This is a genomic window from Spirillospora sp. NPDC048911, assembly GCF_043198015.1.
In the GTDB taxonomy this organism is placed as follows: domain Bacteria; phylum Actinomycetota; class Actinomycetes; order Streptosporangiales; family Streptosporangiaceae; genus Spirillospora.
Genome location: NZ_JBICUD010000005.1, coordinates 567352 through 583927 on the forward strand (window position 1 = coordinate 567352; position 16576 = coordinate 583927).

At 72.9% G+C, this 16576-nt stretch carries 16 protein-coding genes; 5 read left to right on the forward strand and 11 right to left on the reverse strand.

All coding sequences use genetic code 11. The features are described from left to right. The first annotated feature begins 150 nt into the window (after positions 1 to 150). The 4 genes from ACGFNU_RS25430 (at position 151) to ACGFNU_RS25445 (ending at position 4614) form a co-directional block, all read left to right on the forward strand. Positions 151 to 1752 carry an acyl-CoA carboxylase subunit beta gene (locus tag ACGFNU_RS25430; protein ID WP_392597371.1) on the forward strand — a complete coding sequence of 534 codons (1602 nt, stop codon included), beginning with the start codon at positions 151 to 153 and terminating at the stop codon, positions 1750 to 1752. Positions 1753 to 1808: 56 nt separating this feature from the next. Continuing rightward, complete coding sequence (locus ACGFNU_RS25435; RefSeq protein ID WP_392597756.1) at positions 1809 to 2060, forward strand: acyl-CoA carboxylase subunit epsilon; 252 nt, start codon at positions 1809 to 1811, stop codon at positions 2058 to 2060. Between the two features lie 141 nt (positions 2061 to 2201). Further along, on the forward strand, positions 2202 to 3254 hold the full coding sequence (locus tag ACGFNU_RS25440) for an NYN domain-containing protein (RefSeq protein ID WP_392597373.1): 1053 nt from the start codon (positions 2202 to 2204) through the stop codon (positions 3252 to 3254). Between the two features lie 88 nt (positions 3255 to 3342). Then, positions 3343 to 4614 (forward strand): YncE family protein, encoded by a 1272-nt coding sequence (locus ACGFNU_RS25445; RefSeq protein ID WP_392597375.1) that lies wholly within the window; start codon positions 3343 to 3345, stop codon positions 4612 to 4614. A gap of 18 nt (positions 4615 to 4632) precedes the next feature. On the opposite strand, the gene ACGFNU_RS25450 is transcribed toward ACGFNU_RS25445, so the two are convergent. From ACGFNU_RS25450 to ACGFNU_RS25500, 11 genes are all read right to left on the reverse strand, one after another. Then, positions 4633 to 7734: a BTAD domain-containing putative transcriptional regulator gene (locus tag ACGFNU_RS25450; RefSeq protein WP_392597377.1), complete on the reverse strand. Its 3102-nt coding sequence runs from the start codon at positions 7732 to 7734 to the stop codon at positions 4633 to 4635. Between the two features lie 130 nt (positions 7735 to 7864). After that, positions 7865 to 8323 (reverse strand): TadE family protein, encoded by a 459-nt coding sequence (locus ACGFNU_RS25455; RefSeq protein WP_392597378.1) that lies wholly within the window; start codon positions 8321 to 8323, stop codon positions 7865 to 7867. Next, complete coding sequence (locus tag ACGFNU_RS25460) at positions 8320 to 8769, reverse strand: TadE/TadG family type IV pilus assembly protein (RefSeq protein ID WP_392597380.1); 450 nt, start codon at positions 8767 to 8769, stop codon at positions 8320 to 8322. The genes ACGFNU_RS25455 and ACGFNU_RS25460 overlap by 4 nt, the downstream gene beginning before the upstream one ends. Next, complete coding sequence (locus ACGFNU_RS25465) at positions 8766 to 9155, reverse strand: TadE/TadG family type IV pilus assembly protein (protein ID WP_392597382.1); 390 nt, start codon at positions 9153 to 9155, stop codon at positions 8766 to 8768. Before ACGFNU_RS25465 ends, ACGFNU_RS25460 begins: the two co-directional genes overlap by 4 nt. Before the next feature lie 26 nt (positions 9156 to 9181). Beyond that, positions 9182 to 9388 (reverse strand): hypothetical protein, encoded by a 207-nt coding sequence (locus ACGFNU_RS25470; protein WP_392597384.1) that lies wholly within the window; start codon positions 9386 to 9388, stop codon positions 9182 to 9184. 33 nt (positions 9389 to 9421) lie between these two features. Then, entirely contained in the window at positions 9422 to 10339 is a 918-nt protein-coding gene (locus ACGFNU_RS25475) for a type II secretion system F family protein (RefSeq protein ID WP_392597385.1), read from the reverse strand. Then, a complete protein-coding gene (locus ACGFNU_RS25480) occupies positions 10336 to 11316 on the reverse strand; it encodes a type II secretion system F family protein (protein ID WP_392597387.1) in 981 nt (326 codons plus the stop codon). The genes ACGFNU_RS25475 and ACGFNU_RS25480 overlap by 4 nt, the downstream gene beginning before the upstream one ends. Positions 11317 to 11332: 16 nt before the next feature. Beyond that, positions 11333 to 12634, reverse strand: a complete 1302-nt coding sequence (locus ACGFNU_RS25485) for a CpaF family protein (RefSeq protein ID WP_392597389.1) — start codon at positions 12632 to 12634, stop codon at positions 11333 to 11335. Next, a complete protein-coding gene (locus tag ACGFNU_RS25490) occupies positions 12635 to 13600 on the reverse strand; it encodes a hypothetical protein (protein ID WP_392597390.1) in 966 nt (321 codons plus the stop codon). Positions 13601 to 13602: 2 nt separating this feature from the next. After that, positions 13603 to 14535 carry a hypothetical protein gene (locus ACGFNU_RS25495; RefSeq protein WP_392597392.1) on the reverse strand — a complete coding sequence of 311 codons (933 nt, stop codon included), beginning with the start codon at positions 14533 to 14535 and terminating at the stop codon, positions 13603 to 13605. Between the two features lie 233 nt (positions 14536 to 14768). Next, positions 14769 to 15470, reverse strand: coding sequence for a TetR/AcrR family transcriptional regulator (locus tag ACGFNU_RS25500; RefSeq protein WP_392597394.1), 702 nt, complete (start codon positions 15468 to 15470; stop codon positions 14769 to 14771). A 132-nt stretch (positions 15471 to 15602) separates the two neighbouring features. Between ACGFNU_RS25500 and ACGFNU_RS25505 the strand changes: the two genes are divergently transcribed. Then, a complete protein-coding gene (locus ACGFNU_RS25505; protein WP_392597396.1) occupies positions 15603 to 16520 on the forward strand; it encodes an NAD-dependent epimerase/dehydratase family protein in 918 nt (305 codons plus the stop codon). Positions 16521 to 16576 lie beyond the last annotated feature (56 nt).

A 16576-nucleotide genomic window follows, 5' to 3' on the forward strand; every position in this document is an offset into this window, starting at 1 on the left:
GCCGGAGGGTGTCGCGCGTGTTCGTAGCCACGCGGCCAGCCTAGTGAGGAGCGGGAACGCCACCCGACACCGCGTCCGCCGCCGCGCCGCCGCCGCGACTCAGCCACCCGGGAGACGACCTGGAATCAGCGGGCGGTTACTCTGACCCGCATGGCGATGGAAGCTCCTGAACCCGCTGTGGACATCGACATCCACACGACGGCCGGAAAGATCGCGGATCTGGAACGGCGCCGGTATGAGGCCGTGCACGCGGGCTCCGCGCGCGCGGTCGAGAAGCAGCACGCCAAGGGCAAGATGACCGCCCGGGAGCGGATCGACGCGCTGCTCGACCCCGGCTCGTTCGTGGAGTTCGACGAGCTGGCCCGGCACCGCTCGACGACCTTCGGCATGGCGAAGAACCGCCCCTACGGCGACGGCGTGGTGACCGGGTACGGCACCGTCGACGGCCGGCCGGTGGCGGTCTTCAGCCAGGACTTCACCGTCTCCGGCGGGTCGCTCGGCGAGGTCTTCGGCGAGAAGATCTGCAAGGTCATGGACCATGCCCTCAAGACCGGCTGCCCGATGATCGGGATCAACGACTCCGGCGGCGCGCGGATCCAGGAGGGCGTGGTGGCCCTCGGCCTCTACGCCGAGATCTTCAAGCGGAACGTGCACGCCTCCGGCGTGATCCCGCAGATCTCGCTGGTCCTCGGCCCCTGCGCGGGCGGCGCGGTGTACTCTCCCGCGATCACCGACTTCATCGTCATGGCCGACCAGACCTCGCACATGTTCATCACCGGGCCGGACGTGATCAAGACGGTCACCGGCGAGGAGGTGACGATGGAGGAGCTGGGCGGCGCGCACTCGCACAACTCCCGCTCGGGGGTGGCGCACTACCAGGGTTCCGACGAGGACGACGCGATCGAGTACGTCAAGGCGCTCCTGTCGTACCTGCCGTCCAACAACCTCGGCGACGCGCCGGTCTTCGACAACCCGGCCGACCCGAACGAGGTGTCGGACGAGGACGCCGCGCTCGACTCCCTGATCCCCGACTCGCCCAACCAGCCGTACGACATGCACACCGCCATCGAGCACGTGCTGGACGACGGCGAGTTCCTGGAGGTGCAGGAGCTCTTCGCGCCCAACATCATCGTCGGCTTCGGCCGGGTGGAGGGCCGTTCGGTCGGGGTGGTCGCCAACCAGCCGATGCAGTTCGCCGGCACGCTCGACATCGACGCCTCGGAGAAGGCGGCGCGCTTCGTGCGCACCTGCGACGCGTTCAACATCCCGGTGCTGACGTTCGTGGACGTGCCCGGCTTCCTGCCCGGCACCGACCAGGAGTGGAACGGGATCATCCGGCGCGGCGCCAAGCTCCTGTACGCCTACGCCGAGGCGACCGTGCCGCTCGTCACGGTGATCACCCGCAAGGCGTACGGCGGCGCGTACGACGTCATGGGCTCCAAGCACCTCGGCGCCGACATCAACCTGGCCTGGCCGACCGCGCAGATCGCCGTCATGGGCGCGCAGGGCGCGGTCAACATCCTCTACCGGCGCGAGCTGGCCGCGGCCGACGACACCGACGCCCGCCGCGCCGAACTGATCACCGAGTACGAGGACACGCTGGCCAACCCCTATATCGCGGCCGAGCGCGGCTATGTCGACGCGGTGATCAAGCCGTCGGAGACGCGCGGCCAGGTCGTCAAGGCACTGCGGTCGCTGCGCGACAAGCGCAGGAACCTGCCGCCCAAGAAGCACGGGAACATCCCGCTGTGAGCGCCGCCGCAGAGGACCGCACCGCGGAGAGCCACGCCGCCGGAGGGAGCCACGCCGTGGAGCGGGCCGCACCACCGTTCCTGCAGGTCGTCAAGGGTGAGCCGACGGCCGAGGAGATCGCCGCGCTGGTCGCCGTCCTCACCGCCCGGGCACAGGCCGCCGCGGTCGCCCGGGCCCGGGCGGCGGAGGGCGGCGCGGGGCGGGCCTCGCGCTGGGCGGACCGGTCCCGGCAACTGCGCGGGCCGGGGACCGAGGCCTTCCGTGAACGCGGCCCGGGGGCGTGGCGGGCGAGCGCCCTCCCGCGCTGACGCGGCCGGCGCCGGCGCTCACCTGGCGGCCCCATGGGCGGGACGACCAGGTGTGCCGAACGGGTTAACGGAAATCATCCGAGGACATGTAACCGTGGTTCACACCCTCGAACGGCCTCTGCACGAATAAGGTGAAAGGCCATGGCCACCTCGGAGTTCGTCCCTCAGCCCGCTCGATACGCCGTCTTCGTCGACGCGGGGTACCTCTACGCGGCCTCCGGTGCGCTGCTGCTCGGTTGCGGTTCCAGACGCGAGTACCGGGTGGCCGCCGAGAAATTGATCAAGGCATTGACGACCCATGCCGACGACAAGTTGCTGGGCGAACTGTTGCGCGTCTACTGGTTCGACGCGGCGCCCAAGCGGCAGCCGACGGTCGACCAGCGCGTGATCGCCAACCTGCCGCTGGTGAAGCTGCGGCTGGGCAATCTGAACGCGCAGGGCCAGCAGAAGGGCGTGGACGCGCAGTTGCGCGCCGACCTGGAGGCCCTGGCGCGGCATCGTGCGATCACCGACGCGGTGTTGCTGGCCGGCGACGAGGACATGCTCCCCGCGGTGGAGGCGGCGCAGCGCTACGGCGTGCGCGTCCACCTCTGGGGCGTGGAGCCGACGCACGGCTCCAACCAGGCCGAATGGCTGGTCTGGGAGTCCGACACCGTCGAGGTCCTGCCGGCCGATTTCTTGCGCCCGTACTTCACTAAAGCCAAGGTGCTGTCCGTTCCCACCGCCGCGGCCGCTGCCGCCGCCGTCCGCGACGCCGCCGCCGTCGCGCAGGTCGGCGCCCGCACCGCTCCGGTGCCGTCGCCCTCGCAGGTGTTCGCCGGCCGTGCCCCGGCGGTCAAGCCCGTCCCCGCCGCGGCCATGAAGAACGCGGTGCCGCACGCCGGGCACCATGTGATCCCTGCCGCCACGACGTCCACGACCGACGGCAAGCTGGGGCCCGACCGCGACCACATGCTGGAGATCGGCGAGCATGTCGCGCAGAAGTGGATCTTCGAGCGGGGCCGGGACAACATCCGCGACCTGCTCCCCGGCCCGATCCTGCCGCCCGTCATCGACAAGGAACTGCTGATCGAGGCGGAGAAGGAGCTGGGCAGCTCGCTGCGCCCCTACCAGGAGGCCCGGACGTGGCTGCGGGACGGCTTCTGGGAGCGCGTCTACCGCGAGTTCGGCATCGGGATCGGCAAGTCCGACTGATCCGGCTGTCCGGACGTACCAGGGCAACTCGAAGACTTTTTGTGATGAGTCCGACACGCGGAGTGGGGAAACCGATACAGTCCCGGCCGTGAGAAAGGGACACCGCACCGCCTCCGCGACCATGGCCGTCATGGTGGTCGCCGGGCTGCCGGTCGCGGCCTGCGAGTCACCGGTGCCGTTCTATCCGCCGGGCCAGGGCTCACCGGACGATCCGGTGGTCGGCCTCGGCGGGCACGCCCCGTACCTCCAGAGCCCCTCTCCGCACCGCCGGTCGGCACCCGACTCGGCGACCTCCGAAACGACGGCGCGCGAAGGAGCGGCGGCCGGCGCGGCCGGCATGGCGTCCGCCGGCGCCGGCCTTCCGGTCACCGGCGGCGTGTACACGGCCACCCGCCCCGGCCTGATCGATCCCGCCGTGCGGCGGCTGCCCGCGCGGCTGTACGTCCCGAACGGGCGTGACGGCACGGTCGACGTCGTCGACCTGCGGACGCTCAAGGTCACCGCCCGCCTGCACGTCGGCGGCGTCCCGCGCCGGATCGTGACGTCCTGGGACCTGCGCCGGCTGTGGGTCACCGACGCGCGGGGCGGCACCGTCGTCCCGGTGAGCCCGCGCACCGGCCGCCGCGGCCGGTCCGTCCGGCTCGGCGACCGGGGCGGCCGCCTGTACTTCACCCCGGACGGCAGCGAGGCACTCGTGCTGGCCGGGCGGCAGCGGCAGATCGACGTGCGCGACCCGCACACCATGCGCCCCCGCGGCCGGATGGCGCTGCCGTGCGCCGGGGCCGAGCACGCCGACTTCTCCGCGACGGGCACGTTCATGGTGGCCAGCTGCACCCCGTCCGGGCGGATGGTCCGCGTCGACCCCGCGCTCCGCGAGGTCACCGGCACGCTGGCGCTCCCGCGCGGCTCGGCTCCCGGCTCGGTACGGCTCGCGCCGGACGGCCGCACGTTCTATGTCGCGGACCACGCCAGGGCCGGGGTCTGGACCATCGACTCCATCGCGTTCACGGTCACCGGGTTCGTGCCGACCCGGCCGGGCGCGTACGGGCTCACCTTCAGCCGCGACTCGCGGCGCCTCTTCGTCCTGGGCACCGGAACGCTGTCGGTCGTCGATCTCGCGGCCGGGCGGGCGACGAGCCACTGGCGGCTGCCCGGCGGCGGTTCGCCGGAGCCGGGCGGAGTGTCCGCCGACGGCACCGAGCTGTGGCTGTGCGAGCCGCGGACGGGCATGACGTACGCGCTGTCGACGCAGACGGGACGGCTCGTCCGCACGTTGCGGGTCGGTGGCGTGCCGCAGGGCATGGTCGTCCATCCGCAGCCGGGCCGCCACTCGCTGGGCGGCACGAGCATCTTCCGCTGACTCGCGGAAACGGCGGGCTCAGCGGGACGGGACCTGATGCCACTGGGGGATCAGTTCTTCCACCAGGGCCTCTGTCTCGGGCTGGAGCTGGTCCAGGAGGGGGTCGCGAGCCACGCGTGAGCGCAGCTCGTCGACGACCACCTGCACCTGGGCCTCGTCACCGGTGGCATGGGTGGCACGGAGGAGGTCGCGCCACAGCCCCTCGTCCTCGGGGGCCAGGCGGAGGCCCGCCCGGGCCGCGCCGACGGCGCCTCGAACATCGCCCTCTTCGAGGCGGAGGACGACGAGGCGGTGGGCGACGTCGATGACGCGGGCGCTCGCCTCGTACTCCAGCTCGTCGGCGGCCAGCCAGCCGTAGCGGCCGCGCGGGCGGTCGGCCAGGACCGGGCCGCGGACCAGGTCGAGGGCGTAGGACATGTAGGCGGTCTCGGACGACGGCTCGGCCGCGGACCGCCAGACCAGCCACCGGAAGACCGCCCAGTCGACCCTGACCTCGGAGCCGAGGCGGATGCGGCCGCGGTCGTCGTAGTAGAGGTTGGGACGGCCGCGCGCGTCACGTCCCAGCCAGTCGGACACGCGGGCGACGCAGGCGTCGCGGACGCCGGTGGTCACGCCGCGCGGCCAGATCGCGCCGCTGAGGACCGTGGGATGCACTCCGCCGGGATGGGACGCCAGGTAGATCAGAACCTCGGTGCACAGGGCGCGGCGGCTCTCGTCCATCGGGCCCGGGGCGTCGACCTCGATCGGGCCGAGGATGCGGATGTCGACCGAGGACTGGCGGGTGCCGGGCGGCTCGGCGCCGGCGATGTCGGACGGGTCGGAGAGCGGCACCGAGTCGAGGCGCCTGGTGGTGCGGAAGAGCTCGAACACGCCCCGGTAGTGCTCCTCGGGGATCAGCTGGGCGTCCACCTGGAAGCCGAGCACCCCGGCCTGGAGGCGCGCGTGCGCGTCGACCTCCCACGTCCAGGTCGCGCCCTGCACGTCGCCGGGGACGATGTAGCCCGCCGCCATCCGGGTGCCGGTGCGGGCGAGCGCGACGAGGCGGTCGGCCTCCCGTTCGGAGGGCTGGTCGGCCATGATCAGGTAGTGCGGCATCCACGCCTCGCCGAACACCCCGCGGCAGCGGCCGGTGAGCACCGAGTCGACGCCGGAGGCGGCCAGCGCCTGCCGCACCTCCTCGCTGCGGCCTTCGAGCTCGGGCAGTGCCTGGTCGAGGGACTCGACGGTACGGACGCGGTCGGGCGCGATGTCGGCGAGTCCCTCGCCCAGCTCGGCGCCGAAGCCGACGAGGGTGATGCGCATGTGGTCGGACCAGCGGTTGGTCGCCAGCTCCAGCGCGAGGGCGGCGAGCACGGCCCGGCGGGTCTCCTCGTCGCCCTGCAGGGCGATCAGCCCGTGCGCGGCCTCCAGGTCGACCAGGATGCGGCCGTTCTGGTTGGTGCCGATCGAGACGAGGCCGGGGTACGGGGCGAGGACGTCACCGAGGTCGGCGGCCCGCAGCCCGGTCGTCGCGTCGCCGCGCAGCCGCCACACCTGGCCGTCGTCGTAGGCCTCCCACGGCGCGGGCGGGTTGCGGTCGGCCGGAGCGATCCACAGGTCGAGGCTGTCGGTGCCCAGGTGCACCCCGTACACCGTGGGCAGCGCGCGGCCCTGACCGCCGCCTTCGGCGGCCATGGACTTGGACAGGTGCCGCAACCCGAGGTCGAGGAGTTCGACGGCGGCGGTGTCGGCCCCGACGCGCAGCGCCTGCTCGGCCTTCGCGGCCCGGCCCTCCGGCCGGGCGATCCGCTGCCCGAACGCGCGGTGCCACATCTGCGTGCGGCGCCGCCTGCCCAGCGCGCTGAGCAGCCCGGCGGCGACGAGCGATGCCGCCGCCAGGCCCTGCGGCCATTCGAGGTCGAACGGGAGGGGCGACTGGTCGTCCTGATGCTGGGCCGAGTCGTGGTGCTGGGCCGAGTCGCGTCCGGGAACGGTCGCGCCGCCGGTGCCCGCGCCGCCGCCGAGCTCGTCGCCGGGACGGGGCGCGGGGGCCTGCGGGGCCGGGGCCTCGTGGCCGGGCTTCTCCGGAGCGGGCTTCTCCGGGGCCGGTGCTTGCGAGGCGGGCGGCTGGGGAGCCGGGGTCGCGGGCGCCTGGGACGCCGGCGGCGGCGTCGCGGGGGCCTCCGTGGCAGGTGGCTGCGCCGCGGCCGGAGGTCGCGTCGCGGCGGGCGGCTGGGGGGCCGGTGTCCGCAGCGGTGGCTGCTCGGGCGCGCGCTGCTGGGGCACGGGCTCCGGAGGGCCCGCGTGACCGGTGCGGAAGTAGTCGTCGAGGTCCTTCACCGGAACGACCTGGGCGCCCGTCGCGTCGGCGGGCATCTCCAGGATCCAGCCCGGCCGGATCAGGCTGGCGATGTTGAGCTTGGTCCCGTCGGGCTGCACCCGGCCCTTGTTGAGCGCGAAGATCTCCTTGTAGCGGCGGCCCTCGCCCAGGCACTTGTCGGCGATCTCCCAGAGGCTCTCGTGATGCCGCCCCTCCGGCGGCTGGACGCGGTAGATCTTTGTCGTCGGCGACTTGGCCATGGGCTGGACGGCCGGCTCGGCGGCCTGTTCGGGTGCGACCGGCTGCACGACGGAGACCGCCGCGACCGGGCGGAACTCCTGGGCCTGCGTCTGCGCCGGCCGCTGCGCGTGCAGCTCCCGGCCGCTGAACGCGGGCATGATCGCCGAGGTGGCCGTGAACAGCAGCAGCGCCGCGACCACGAGCCGGTGGACGAGGGACTGCGTGCCGCCCGCCAGCGGCACCCGGACCGGGACGCCCACGCCGCGGATCCCCGCGTACACCTCGACCAGCACGCACAGCGCGAGCTGGAGCCACGCCAGCCAGACCAGCGCGACCAGCACGGTGACGAGCGCGCCCGGCCCGATCTGCTGGGTCAGGTCCGACGCCGTCGGCACCCGATCGGGGATCGGCGGCTCGAAGAACGTCAGCAACGCGTACGGCACACCGCCGACGAGCGCGAGCAGCGCCGTGATCGCGCCGACCCCGGCGGCGATGTCGCCGAAGCCGCGACGCCCTCGTACCCGCACCGGCGGCTTGGGTCCCCGCCCGGTGCCCGTACTTCCGGGCCCTCCTGTCAGCATCGCACCCCTTGCTCGCCCGTCCGGTGGTGCTCACCGGTCCGTGCCTGCACAGACGTCGCCCTTGTCATCGTAGACAGCCACGACCCGCGCGCAATGCCCGCGCGGTGACTATCTCGCGTGCCACCGGCCGTCACGGCTCGGCTCCCGTGATCGGCTGGGCGGAGGCGGTGGACCGCATCGTGAACGAACCCAACCCGGGGACGATGCTGAGGAACTGGGGGTTGACCGTCAGCTCCACGGTGACCTCCACCTCCTCCTCGGTGGCCCCGCACGAACTCGCGGTGATGTTATCGTCGTAGTCGCCGAGCAGCCCGCACGCGGCGGACTCGGCCCGGCCCGGATCGATCACGGGCTCGCCGGTCTCCCGCAACGTCGCCTCGTCGATCTGGTTGGCCCCGGCGCGCGCGGCCTGCTCGGCCATGTCCGCGGCGCGCTGGCGGGCGTGGATCGCCAGGCCGCCGTCGACGAGGAGGCCCGCGAGGACGAGGACGGCGGGAGTGAACAGCACGACGTACATCGAGACCGTCCCCCGGTCCCGGTGCCGGTCATCGCGATCGTCGCGACCGTCGCGCGCCCGCCGCCAGATCATTGCTGATCACCGCCGTCACCGTCGTCGCCGGTGTCGCCGCCCCGGTAGGTATAGGTGTCGATCGGCGCCACGGAGGTGCCGCTCAGCTGCTTGCTGCCGGGGAACCCGATGAACGACAGATCGCCCAGGTCGACGTCGCACACCACGGTCACCGAGACCCTCCCGCCGGGCCCCCAGTCGCCGGTGTCGGTGGTCACGGTCGGCCCGCCGGCGCACCACTTGTTGTTCTGGAGGTTGGACGCCGCGGTCTCCTGCGCGAGGCCCTCGGCGGCGCCCGCGCTGCGCGCCACCGAGGCGGCGCGCACGGCGTCCCGTGCGGCGCCGTCGATCTGGCTCTTCGCGTCGACCATCCGCCCGGCTCCGGCGAGCAGCAGGAGGAACGCCACGAAGAGCGGCGTGACCAGCACCATCTCCAGCGACATCGAGCCGCGGTCCCGGCCGTTCATCCGCCCGCGCCCTGACATGCGACACCGCCCTCGACGTCCGGGCGGAAACATTCGACCGGTCCCTGGGACCGCTGGGTGACGCGGAAGGTCATGAACGGGATCACCCGGACGGCGGTGCCGCTCACCTCGATGCCGCGTTCGTCGGCGCCCTGCAGCGGGGTCACCCGCCGCCCGCCGAGCAGCTCCGGCCCGATCTTGTCGATGTCGCCCGCCGCCCTGGCGACCGCCGGCCCCTCCCAGTCGGCGCCGACGGGCTGGGTGCGGGCGACCCGGGCACCGGCCTGCGCCGCGGCGAGCGCGACATGGCGGGCGTGGAAGACCATCGCGAACTGGACGACGACCAGCAGCACCAGGATGAGGACGGGGGTGAGCAGCGCCCACTCCATCGCGGACGCGCCCCGGTCCCGCCGGTTCAGCCGGTGTTGATGCTGTTGGCCTTGTCGCTGACCTTCTTGATGATGATCGCGCCCACGGCGATCGCGATGCCGGCGAGAAGGGCGGTGATGATCGCCCACTCGATCGCGGAGGCGCCCCGGTCCGTTTCGGCGCGGGCCCGGTCCAGCCTGACGCCCAGCAGGGCGCGCAGGTAGGCGATGGTCGGGTCGTTCAGGGGATTCACTGTTTCTCCTTCGCGGGACGAGGGGTGCGGTGATCATGAGACCATCACCCGCATGACGGCCGGGTAGACCAGGAAGACGAGGAAACCGGCACAGAGGAAGAGCTGCGCGACGAGCATCGACTGGGAGCGTTCGCCGGCCTTGCCCTCCAGCTCCGACAGCTCCCGGCTGCGCATCGAGGCGGCGCGGGCCGCGAGGGACTTGCGGACCTGGGCGCCGTCGTCGGCGACGAGCGCCAGCGCGCCGGCGAGGTCGCGCAGCTCGGCGATGTCGAGCTCGTCGCCGAGGCCGCCGAGGGCCTGCCAGGGGGTCTGGCCGGTGATGCGCGCGTTGGCCAGCGCGTCGCGGATGCGGAGCATCGCCCAGCCCTCGCCGACCGCCGAGGCGGTCATGAGGGCCTCGGGGACGCCGCGGCCACCGGCGAGGTTCATCGAGACCAGGTCGAGGAACGCGCCCACGACGTGCCGGAAGTCTTGCCGCCGGGCGGTGGCCTCCTGGCGGAGCTGCATGTCGGGGAGGAAGAAGAAGAGGATGGCGAAGATCGCGCAGAGCCAGACCGGTATCTGGATCGACGCCCCCAGGCCGAGCAGCGCGAAGTAGGCGACGACGACCGGGATGAACAGCAACGCCGCGGCGGGCAGCATGAACTTCGTCGCGAGGAAGCCTTCGAGCGACTTGTCGGTGATGGCGAGGTCGGCGCGGATCGAGCGGAGTTGCCAGCCGCGTGCCTCGCAGAGGCGCACCAGTTCGCGGCCGACCTTCGCGCGGATGCCGCCGACCCGTTCGAGGGTGGGCGACATGCGGCGGGCCCGCGCGTCCTCCTGGTCGCGGCGGCGGGCGGCGTCGTAGGCGGCGAGGCGTGCCGCCAGGCCGGGCCGGGGCGGGAAGAGGGCGCGGACGAGCAGGTAGAGCCCGAGGCCGGCGAGCGCGCCGGCGAGCATCGCTCCGTTCACGAGGCACCGCCTCCGCCCGCGTCCATGGTGTGGCGTCCGCGCAGTGTCGACTGCTCCTTGTCGGCGGCCGCGCGGTCGCCCTGCCAGCCGGCGACGGTGCGCGGCATCTCGCCGGGCACGCCGGGGCGCGTCTCGCTGGTGAGGAACCGGCCGGGCAGCTCGTGCTTGGAGAGCCTGCGCAGCCACAGGAACCCGGCGGCGTAGAGCGCGATGACCAGGCAGAGGACGAGCTGCCCGAGGAAGTCGTCGTACGGCTCCACGTACGAGTGGTTGAAGATCGCCAGCAGCAGCGCGGTGCCGACCGAGACGCCGACGACGATGCGGACGCTGCGCCGGGTGGACCGCCGGTCGGCCTCGACGCGGCGGCGCATGTCGAGCTCGGCGCGGGCCGACGTCGACAGCGCGCCCAGCATGTCGCGCAGGCCGGGGCCGCGCAGCTTGGCGTTGAGGATGAGCGCCGCGATGACCAGGTCGGCGGACGGGTCGTCGAGATCGTCGGCGAACCGCCGCAGCGCCTCGGGCATCGGCACGCGGGTGTGCAGCCGGTCGACGAGCGTGCGGAGCGGCTGCTGGAGGGCGGGCGCGGCGGCGCGGAGCGAGGCCGGGATGGCCTGCTCCAGGCCGACGGCGCCCGCGATGGTGTCGCGGAGCGACTCGGTCCAGGCCGCGAGCCCTTCGAGGCGGACCATGGCCTTGCGCTCCTCGGCGGCGCCGCCCGCCAGGCCGTTCCAGGCGAGGACGAGGACGCCGGTGCCGATCGCGGCGATCGGCCAGCGGGTGAAGACGAGGACCAGCAGGCCCACGATGATCGCGACGGCGGTACGGGTCGTCAGCGTCTTGACCAGATCTTCGCGGCTGCGGCCGCGGACCGGCCCCGGACGGCGCGGCAACCCGCGGATGGCCACGACGAGCAGCAGTATCCCGCCGCCGACCAGAGCTCCGGCGACGACGGCGAGAAGCACGTCCGGCGCGTACATCAGCCTCCCCCGAAGCTCACCAGACACCTCCGAGCGAGGTGTCGTAACCGAACTCGGCCAGCTCGTCGGCGCACGCGATCGGCGCGGCGGGCAGCGCGTAGCCCTCCGGGCCGAGCGCGAAGATCTCGGACGAGAGCACCCGGTTGTCGACGCCGGTGACCTCGCGGACGCTCGCCACGTACCGGCGCAGGCGGCCGCCGCTGGCATAGTCGTTGCGCTTCTCGATGAAGACCACGAAGTCGATGGCGCCCGCGATGAGCATGTGGGTGGCCTCGACGGGCAGGCGCTCGACCGACTGGATCGCGTACGTGGCGATGCGGTTGAACACCTCCATCGAGGAGTTGGCGTGGATGGTGGAGAGGGAGCCGTCGTTGCCCTGCGTCATCGCGTTCAGCATCGTGACGATCTCGTCGCCGAGCACCTCGCCGACGATGACGCGGGAGGGGTTCATGCGCAGCGAACGGCGGACCAGCTCGGCCATCGAGATCGAGCCCTGGCCCTCGGAGTTGGGCAGCCGCTGCTCGAACGCGACGCAGTTGGGGTGCAGCTCGGGGAAGGCGTCCAGGCCGAGCTCCAGAGCACGTTCCACGGTGATGAGGCGTTCGTGCGGCGGGATCTCGTTGGCGACGGCGCGCAGCAGCGTGGTCTTGCCGGCGTTGGTGGCCCCGGCGATCATGATGTTCTTGCGGGCGAGCACGGCGGCCTTGAAGAACGCGCCCAGCTCGGAGCTGAACGTGCCGTTGCCGACCAGATCGCTCAGGAACACCTTGCCGAGGCGGGCACGGCGGATCGACAGGGCGGGCCGGACGGCCACGTCCATCACCGCCGACAACCGGGAGCCGTCGGGAAGCCGCAGGTCGAGCTGCGGGTTGGCGGTGTCGAACGGGCGGGACGACAGCCCGCTGTAGGCGGCCAGTATCTGGATGAGCTCGACGAGCTCCTCGTCGGTCTCGGCCACCGGCTCGCCCATGACCTCGCGGCCGTCGGCGTAGCCGATGAAGACGCGGTCGCAGCCGTTGATGTCGATGTTCTCGATCTCGGGATCTTCGAGCAGCGGCTGGAGGCGGCCGACCCCGAAGAGCGCGGCGTGCACGCCGGCGGCGAGCGCCTCCTCCTCTTCGGCGTTCGGCGGACGGCGGCCGGCGGTCAGCTCGCCGCGCGCGAACTCCTCCAGCACCTGGCCGATGAGCGCCCGGGCGAACTGCCGCTCGTCCTCGCCGGACATCGGCGCGAGCCCGCTGGCGGCGTCGAGCCGGCGCTGCTGGGCCAGCCGGTCACCGACCTCCTGGCGCAGCCGCTTGACGAGGCCGTGATCCACCTACCGACTCCCCTCCTCGACGTGCCCGACCTGGCCGGCATGGCCAGCCTGGCCGATCTGTCCGGCCTGCCCGATCGGGACCTGCGCGGCCGGGGGAAGCTGCGGCGCGCCGTTGTGGGCGGCGTGCCTGCCGACCGTCCCGGCGTGGAGCGCGGCGAGGCGGCCGACGAGCTCTCCGGCGACCTCGCGGGCGGAACGGATGAGCAGCGAGCGGTCGAGCCGGCCGCCCCAGCTTCCCGCCAGCAGCTCCGCGCCCTTGGGGTCGAGCGCCAGCCCGCCGAGCACGGTGACCGCCGGGGGCGGCGGCCCGGCGGGGCCTGCCAGGGTGTCGGCGGCGTGCCGGCCCTGCGCGCTGGTGATGACGCGGTCGACCTCGGCGACCTGCGCGCGGAAGTCGCGCGGGTCGGCGAGCACGATGACGCCGATCGGCGGGCCGCCGCGCAGCTCGGCCGACAGCGCCGCGACGCGCTCGCGCAGGTGGGCGACCTGCTCCAGCGTCGCCCGCGTGAACAGCAGCACCAGATCGGCCTCGCGCATGAGGTCGAGGACCGGGGTGCCCGCGCCGAGCCGCCCGCAGTCGGCGAGGACGTCGACCGGGTCGAGCCCGGCGAACGCGCGGCCCAGCGGCCCCCACAGCCAGGTCATGCCCTGGGCCTGCTCGGCGCCGGTGATGCCGACGAGCACGTCGAGACCCCCGACGAGCCGCTGGCAGTGCTCGGCGATCTGGTCGGAGCGCAGCCCGCGCCGGGCGGTCGCGGCCAGGCTGAGGAGCCCGCGCGACGGGTTGAGCATGCCGCCCGGCTGGGCGTCGCCGGCGGCGGCTGCGGGCAGCCGGTAGACGAGGTCTCCCCCGGCCTGGTCGCATTCGGCGACGAGCACCGGACGCGGCCAGACGGCGCCGAGGGCGACGGCGGCGGTCGTGACGCCCGGCGCCCCCTTGTCGGCCGCGAGCGCGATGAGTGCCACGGTCAGTTCCCGCCCGGTCCAGTGCTGTTGTTGTTGCCCGTCCCGGAGCCGTTCCCGTTGCCCGCGCCGTTCCCGGTGCCGTTGCCGGGCCCTGGATTCTGGGTGCCGTTGCCGTTGCCGTTGTTCGGGGTCTGCTGCTTTTCGGGGCCGGGGTTGGCGGGCTGCTGGGGCGCCGGCTCGGTGCCCGGGGGGAGCAGGGCGATGGCCACCGCCCCGGCCGAGGCCGCCTGCGCGATCGCCGCCACCTCGTTGGGCGGCACGGCGACGTCCACCGAGGTCTGGTCGCCGCGCAGCCGGTCGCCCTTGCCGGCGGCGCCGATGGTCACGACGATCGCGTTCGTCGAGAGCACGGTGCCGGGACGAGGGCCGCTCGATCCCGCACCGGTGCCCACCGCGTACAGGCTCACCCGCGCGCCGCTGACCAGGCCCTTCGCCGTCGGAAGCTGGCCGGGCTTGAGCGCCAGGCCCACCACGACCCGGCCGCGCTCGGCCGCCGGGGTCTTGCTGACCATGCCGTTGGTGAGCAGCGCGCCCCTGACCAGCGGAACGGCCGCGTACGTGCGCGCCACCTTGGCGCGCTCGGACCACCGGATGTAGTAGTCGACGCCGGTGTCGCCGACCTGCACCTCCTGGAGGGCGGTCAGCGGGATCGGCTGGCCCGCCGCGACCGGCTGGACGATGCGGATCGCCGACACCCGCTGGCCGCTGGCCATCACGAGGTAGGCGCTGGCGAGCGCGCCGCCGAGGATCAGGAGGACGGCGAGCGCCGCGAGCGCCGGTTTGCGCTCCCGCGGCGCGACCGGAAGCCGCTGCCCGCCGGAAGCACCCAGCCCGGACTGGCCGAGACTCGGCCGGCCCGGGGCCGCATTGCTCGCGGTACCTGCGGAGACTCCACCCGCGACGGCCGATTGATTGCCCTTCATCGCCCTCGCCACGTGCTCCTTCCCGTCCCCCGTGGACTCTCGCGTCTCGCGAGATCCCACATCACCGGGGCGATCCATGCTCGCGGGGGGCGCGACGCCACGTCAATGGATTCGGTGAGGTGAAGCCGCAACGTGACTCGAAACCGCAGCGTGACCAGGCACTTCGTCAATCACTTCCGTTCTTACATCCGGTCACAGGAATCACTGACAGCTAGCGGCAAGGCCAGTTTCTTAATACCGAAAGGTCAGAGCTTGAAGCCGATGAGGCGTCCAAGCGTCATCGCCGTGTGGTCGAAGTAGCCGATCCGGTTCTCGATGACGGGCCCGAACTGCCCGAAGAGCTCGAAGCTGACCGTCCCGTAGAGCGCCGCCCAGGCCATCAGCGCGCGCGCCACGACGTCGTCCGGGACGTTCAGCTCGACGGCGGCCCGCCCGCGTCCGAGGTCCGGCCCGATCGAGGCGGGCACCGGCGGCAGGCCGGCGGGCGGGTCGAGCTCGCCGGCCTCGTGCGCCTCGGTGACGATCCGCGCGAAGACGACCGTGTCGCGGAGCGCGGCGGGCACGGTGTCCTGGGGCGCCGCATAGCCCGGCACCGGAGAGCCGTAGATCAGTGCGTACTCGTGCGGGTGCGCGACCGCCCACTCGCGGATGGCGCGGCAGACGGCCAGCCACCGTGCCGCGTAGTCGTCCTGGGGGCTCTCCGCGTCGGCCCGTTCGACGACCTCGCCGACGGCGTTGTAGCCGTCGGTGATCAGCGCCGTCAGCAGGTCGTCCCGGCTGGGGAAGTACCGGTAGATCGCCGAGGAGACCATGCCCATCTCGCGGGCCACCGCGCGCAGTGACAGGCCGGTCGCGCCCACGGTGGCGAGCTGCCTGCGGGCGATCTCGGTGATCTCGTTGATCAACTCTGCCCGGACGCGTTCCCGGGCCGTACGGCTCGCACTCATGGAAGCGAGGCTACCAGAGCACCGAAATAAAACGAGAGCACCGCTCTTGACGAATACCGCTCTCTTGGGAGAGCATTACTCTCGAAGCGGAGCGGCAGACTCGGCTCGACACGATCAACGGAGTTGGTTCTCATGGGCAAGCACGTCATCGTCGGTGCCGGACAGGTCGGCGGGCAGCTCGCCGAGCTCCTGACGGCGCAGGGCCACGACGTCACCGTCGTCACCCGGTCGGGCTCCGGCCCGGACGGCGTCCGCAAGGTCGCGGCGAGCGCCGCCGACCGCGACCGGCTGATCGAGGTCACGCGGGACGCGGACACGCTCTACAACTGCATGAACCCGCAGTACCACCAGTGGGCGGAGGTCTGGCCGCCCGCCTCCGCCTCGCTGCTGGCCACCGCCGAGCGGACCGGCGCGGCCCTGGTGACGCTGGGCAACCTGTACCCGTACGGCCCGGTCGACGGCCCGATGACCGAGGACCTGCCGCTGGCGGCCCCCGGTCACAAGGGCCAGATCAGGGCGAAGATGTGGGACGACATGCTCGCGTCGCACCAGGCCGGGCGGGCCCGCGTCACCGAGGTGCGCGCCTCCGACTTCTACGGCCCCGGGAGCAGCGAGAACTCCTACATCGGCTCCGTCCGGTTCGTCCGGCCGCTGCTCGCGGGCAAGCGCGTCACGTTCCTCAGCGACCCGGCCCAGCCGCACAGCTGGACGTACCTGCCGGACGTCGCGCGGGCGCTGGCCATCGCCGGGACGGACGAGCGCGCCCTCGGCCGCCCTTGGCACGTCCCCACGGCACCCGCGTTCGCCGCCCGGGAGTTCGGCGAGCGGCTCTGCGAGCTGGCGGGCGTCCCGGCGCCGCGCATCGGCACGATGCCCCGGCCCCTCTTCAACGCGATCGGGCTCGTCAACCCGATGATGCGCGAGCTGCGGGAGACCCGGTACCAGTTCGACGCGCCGTACATCCTCGACTCCTCGGCGTTCCAGGACACCTTCAAGGTCGCGCCGACCTCCCTGGACGAGGCTCTTAAGACCATCATCGCCACGGCTTAAGGCCGGGGTCGTGTCGTCCCGAGCCTCCCGGCGGGCGCCAGTAATTAAGCTGGCCC

Coding starts and splice junctions, on each gene's coding strand:
- ACGFNU_RS25440 (WP_392597373.1), top strand. CDS start 2,202: ATGGCCACCTCGGAGTTCGTCCCTCAGCCCGCTCGATACGCCGTCTTC.
- ACGFNU_RS25430 (WP_392597371.1), top strand. CDS start 151: ATGGCGATGGAAGCTCCTGAACCCGCTGTGGACATCGACATCCACACG.
- ACGFNU_RS25465 (WP_392597382.1), bottom strand. CDS start 9,155: ATGGAGTGGGCGCTGCTCACCCCCGTCCTCATCCTGGTGCTGCTGGTC.
- ACGFNU_RS25450 (WP_392597377.1), bottom strand. CDS start 7,734: ATGCTGACAGGAGGGCCCGGAAGTACGGGCACCGGGCGGGGACCCAAG.
- ACGFNU_RS25460 (WP_392597380.1), bottom strand. CDS start 8,769: ATGAACGGCCGGGACCGCGGCTCGATGTCGCTGGAGATGGTGCTGGTC.
- ACGFNU_RS25505 (WP_392597396.1), top strand. CDS start 15,603: ATGGGCAAGCACGTCATCGTCGGTGCCGGACAGGTCGGCGGGCAGCTC.
- ACGFNU_RS25500 (WP_392597394.1), bottom strand. CDS start 15,470: ATGAGTGCGAGCCGTACGGCCCGGGAACGCGTCCGGGCAGAGTTGATC.
- ACGFNU_RS25480 (WP_392597387.1), bottom strand. CDS start 11,316: ATGTACGCGCCGGACGTGCTTCTCGCCGTCGTCGCCGGAGCTCTGGTC.
- ACGFNU_RS25455 (WP_392597378.1), bottom strand. CDS start 8,323: ATGATCTGGCGGCGGGCGCGCGACGGTCGCGACGATCGCGATGACCGG.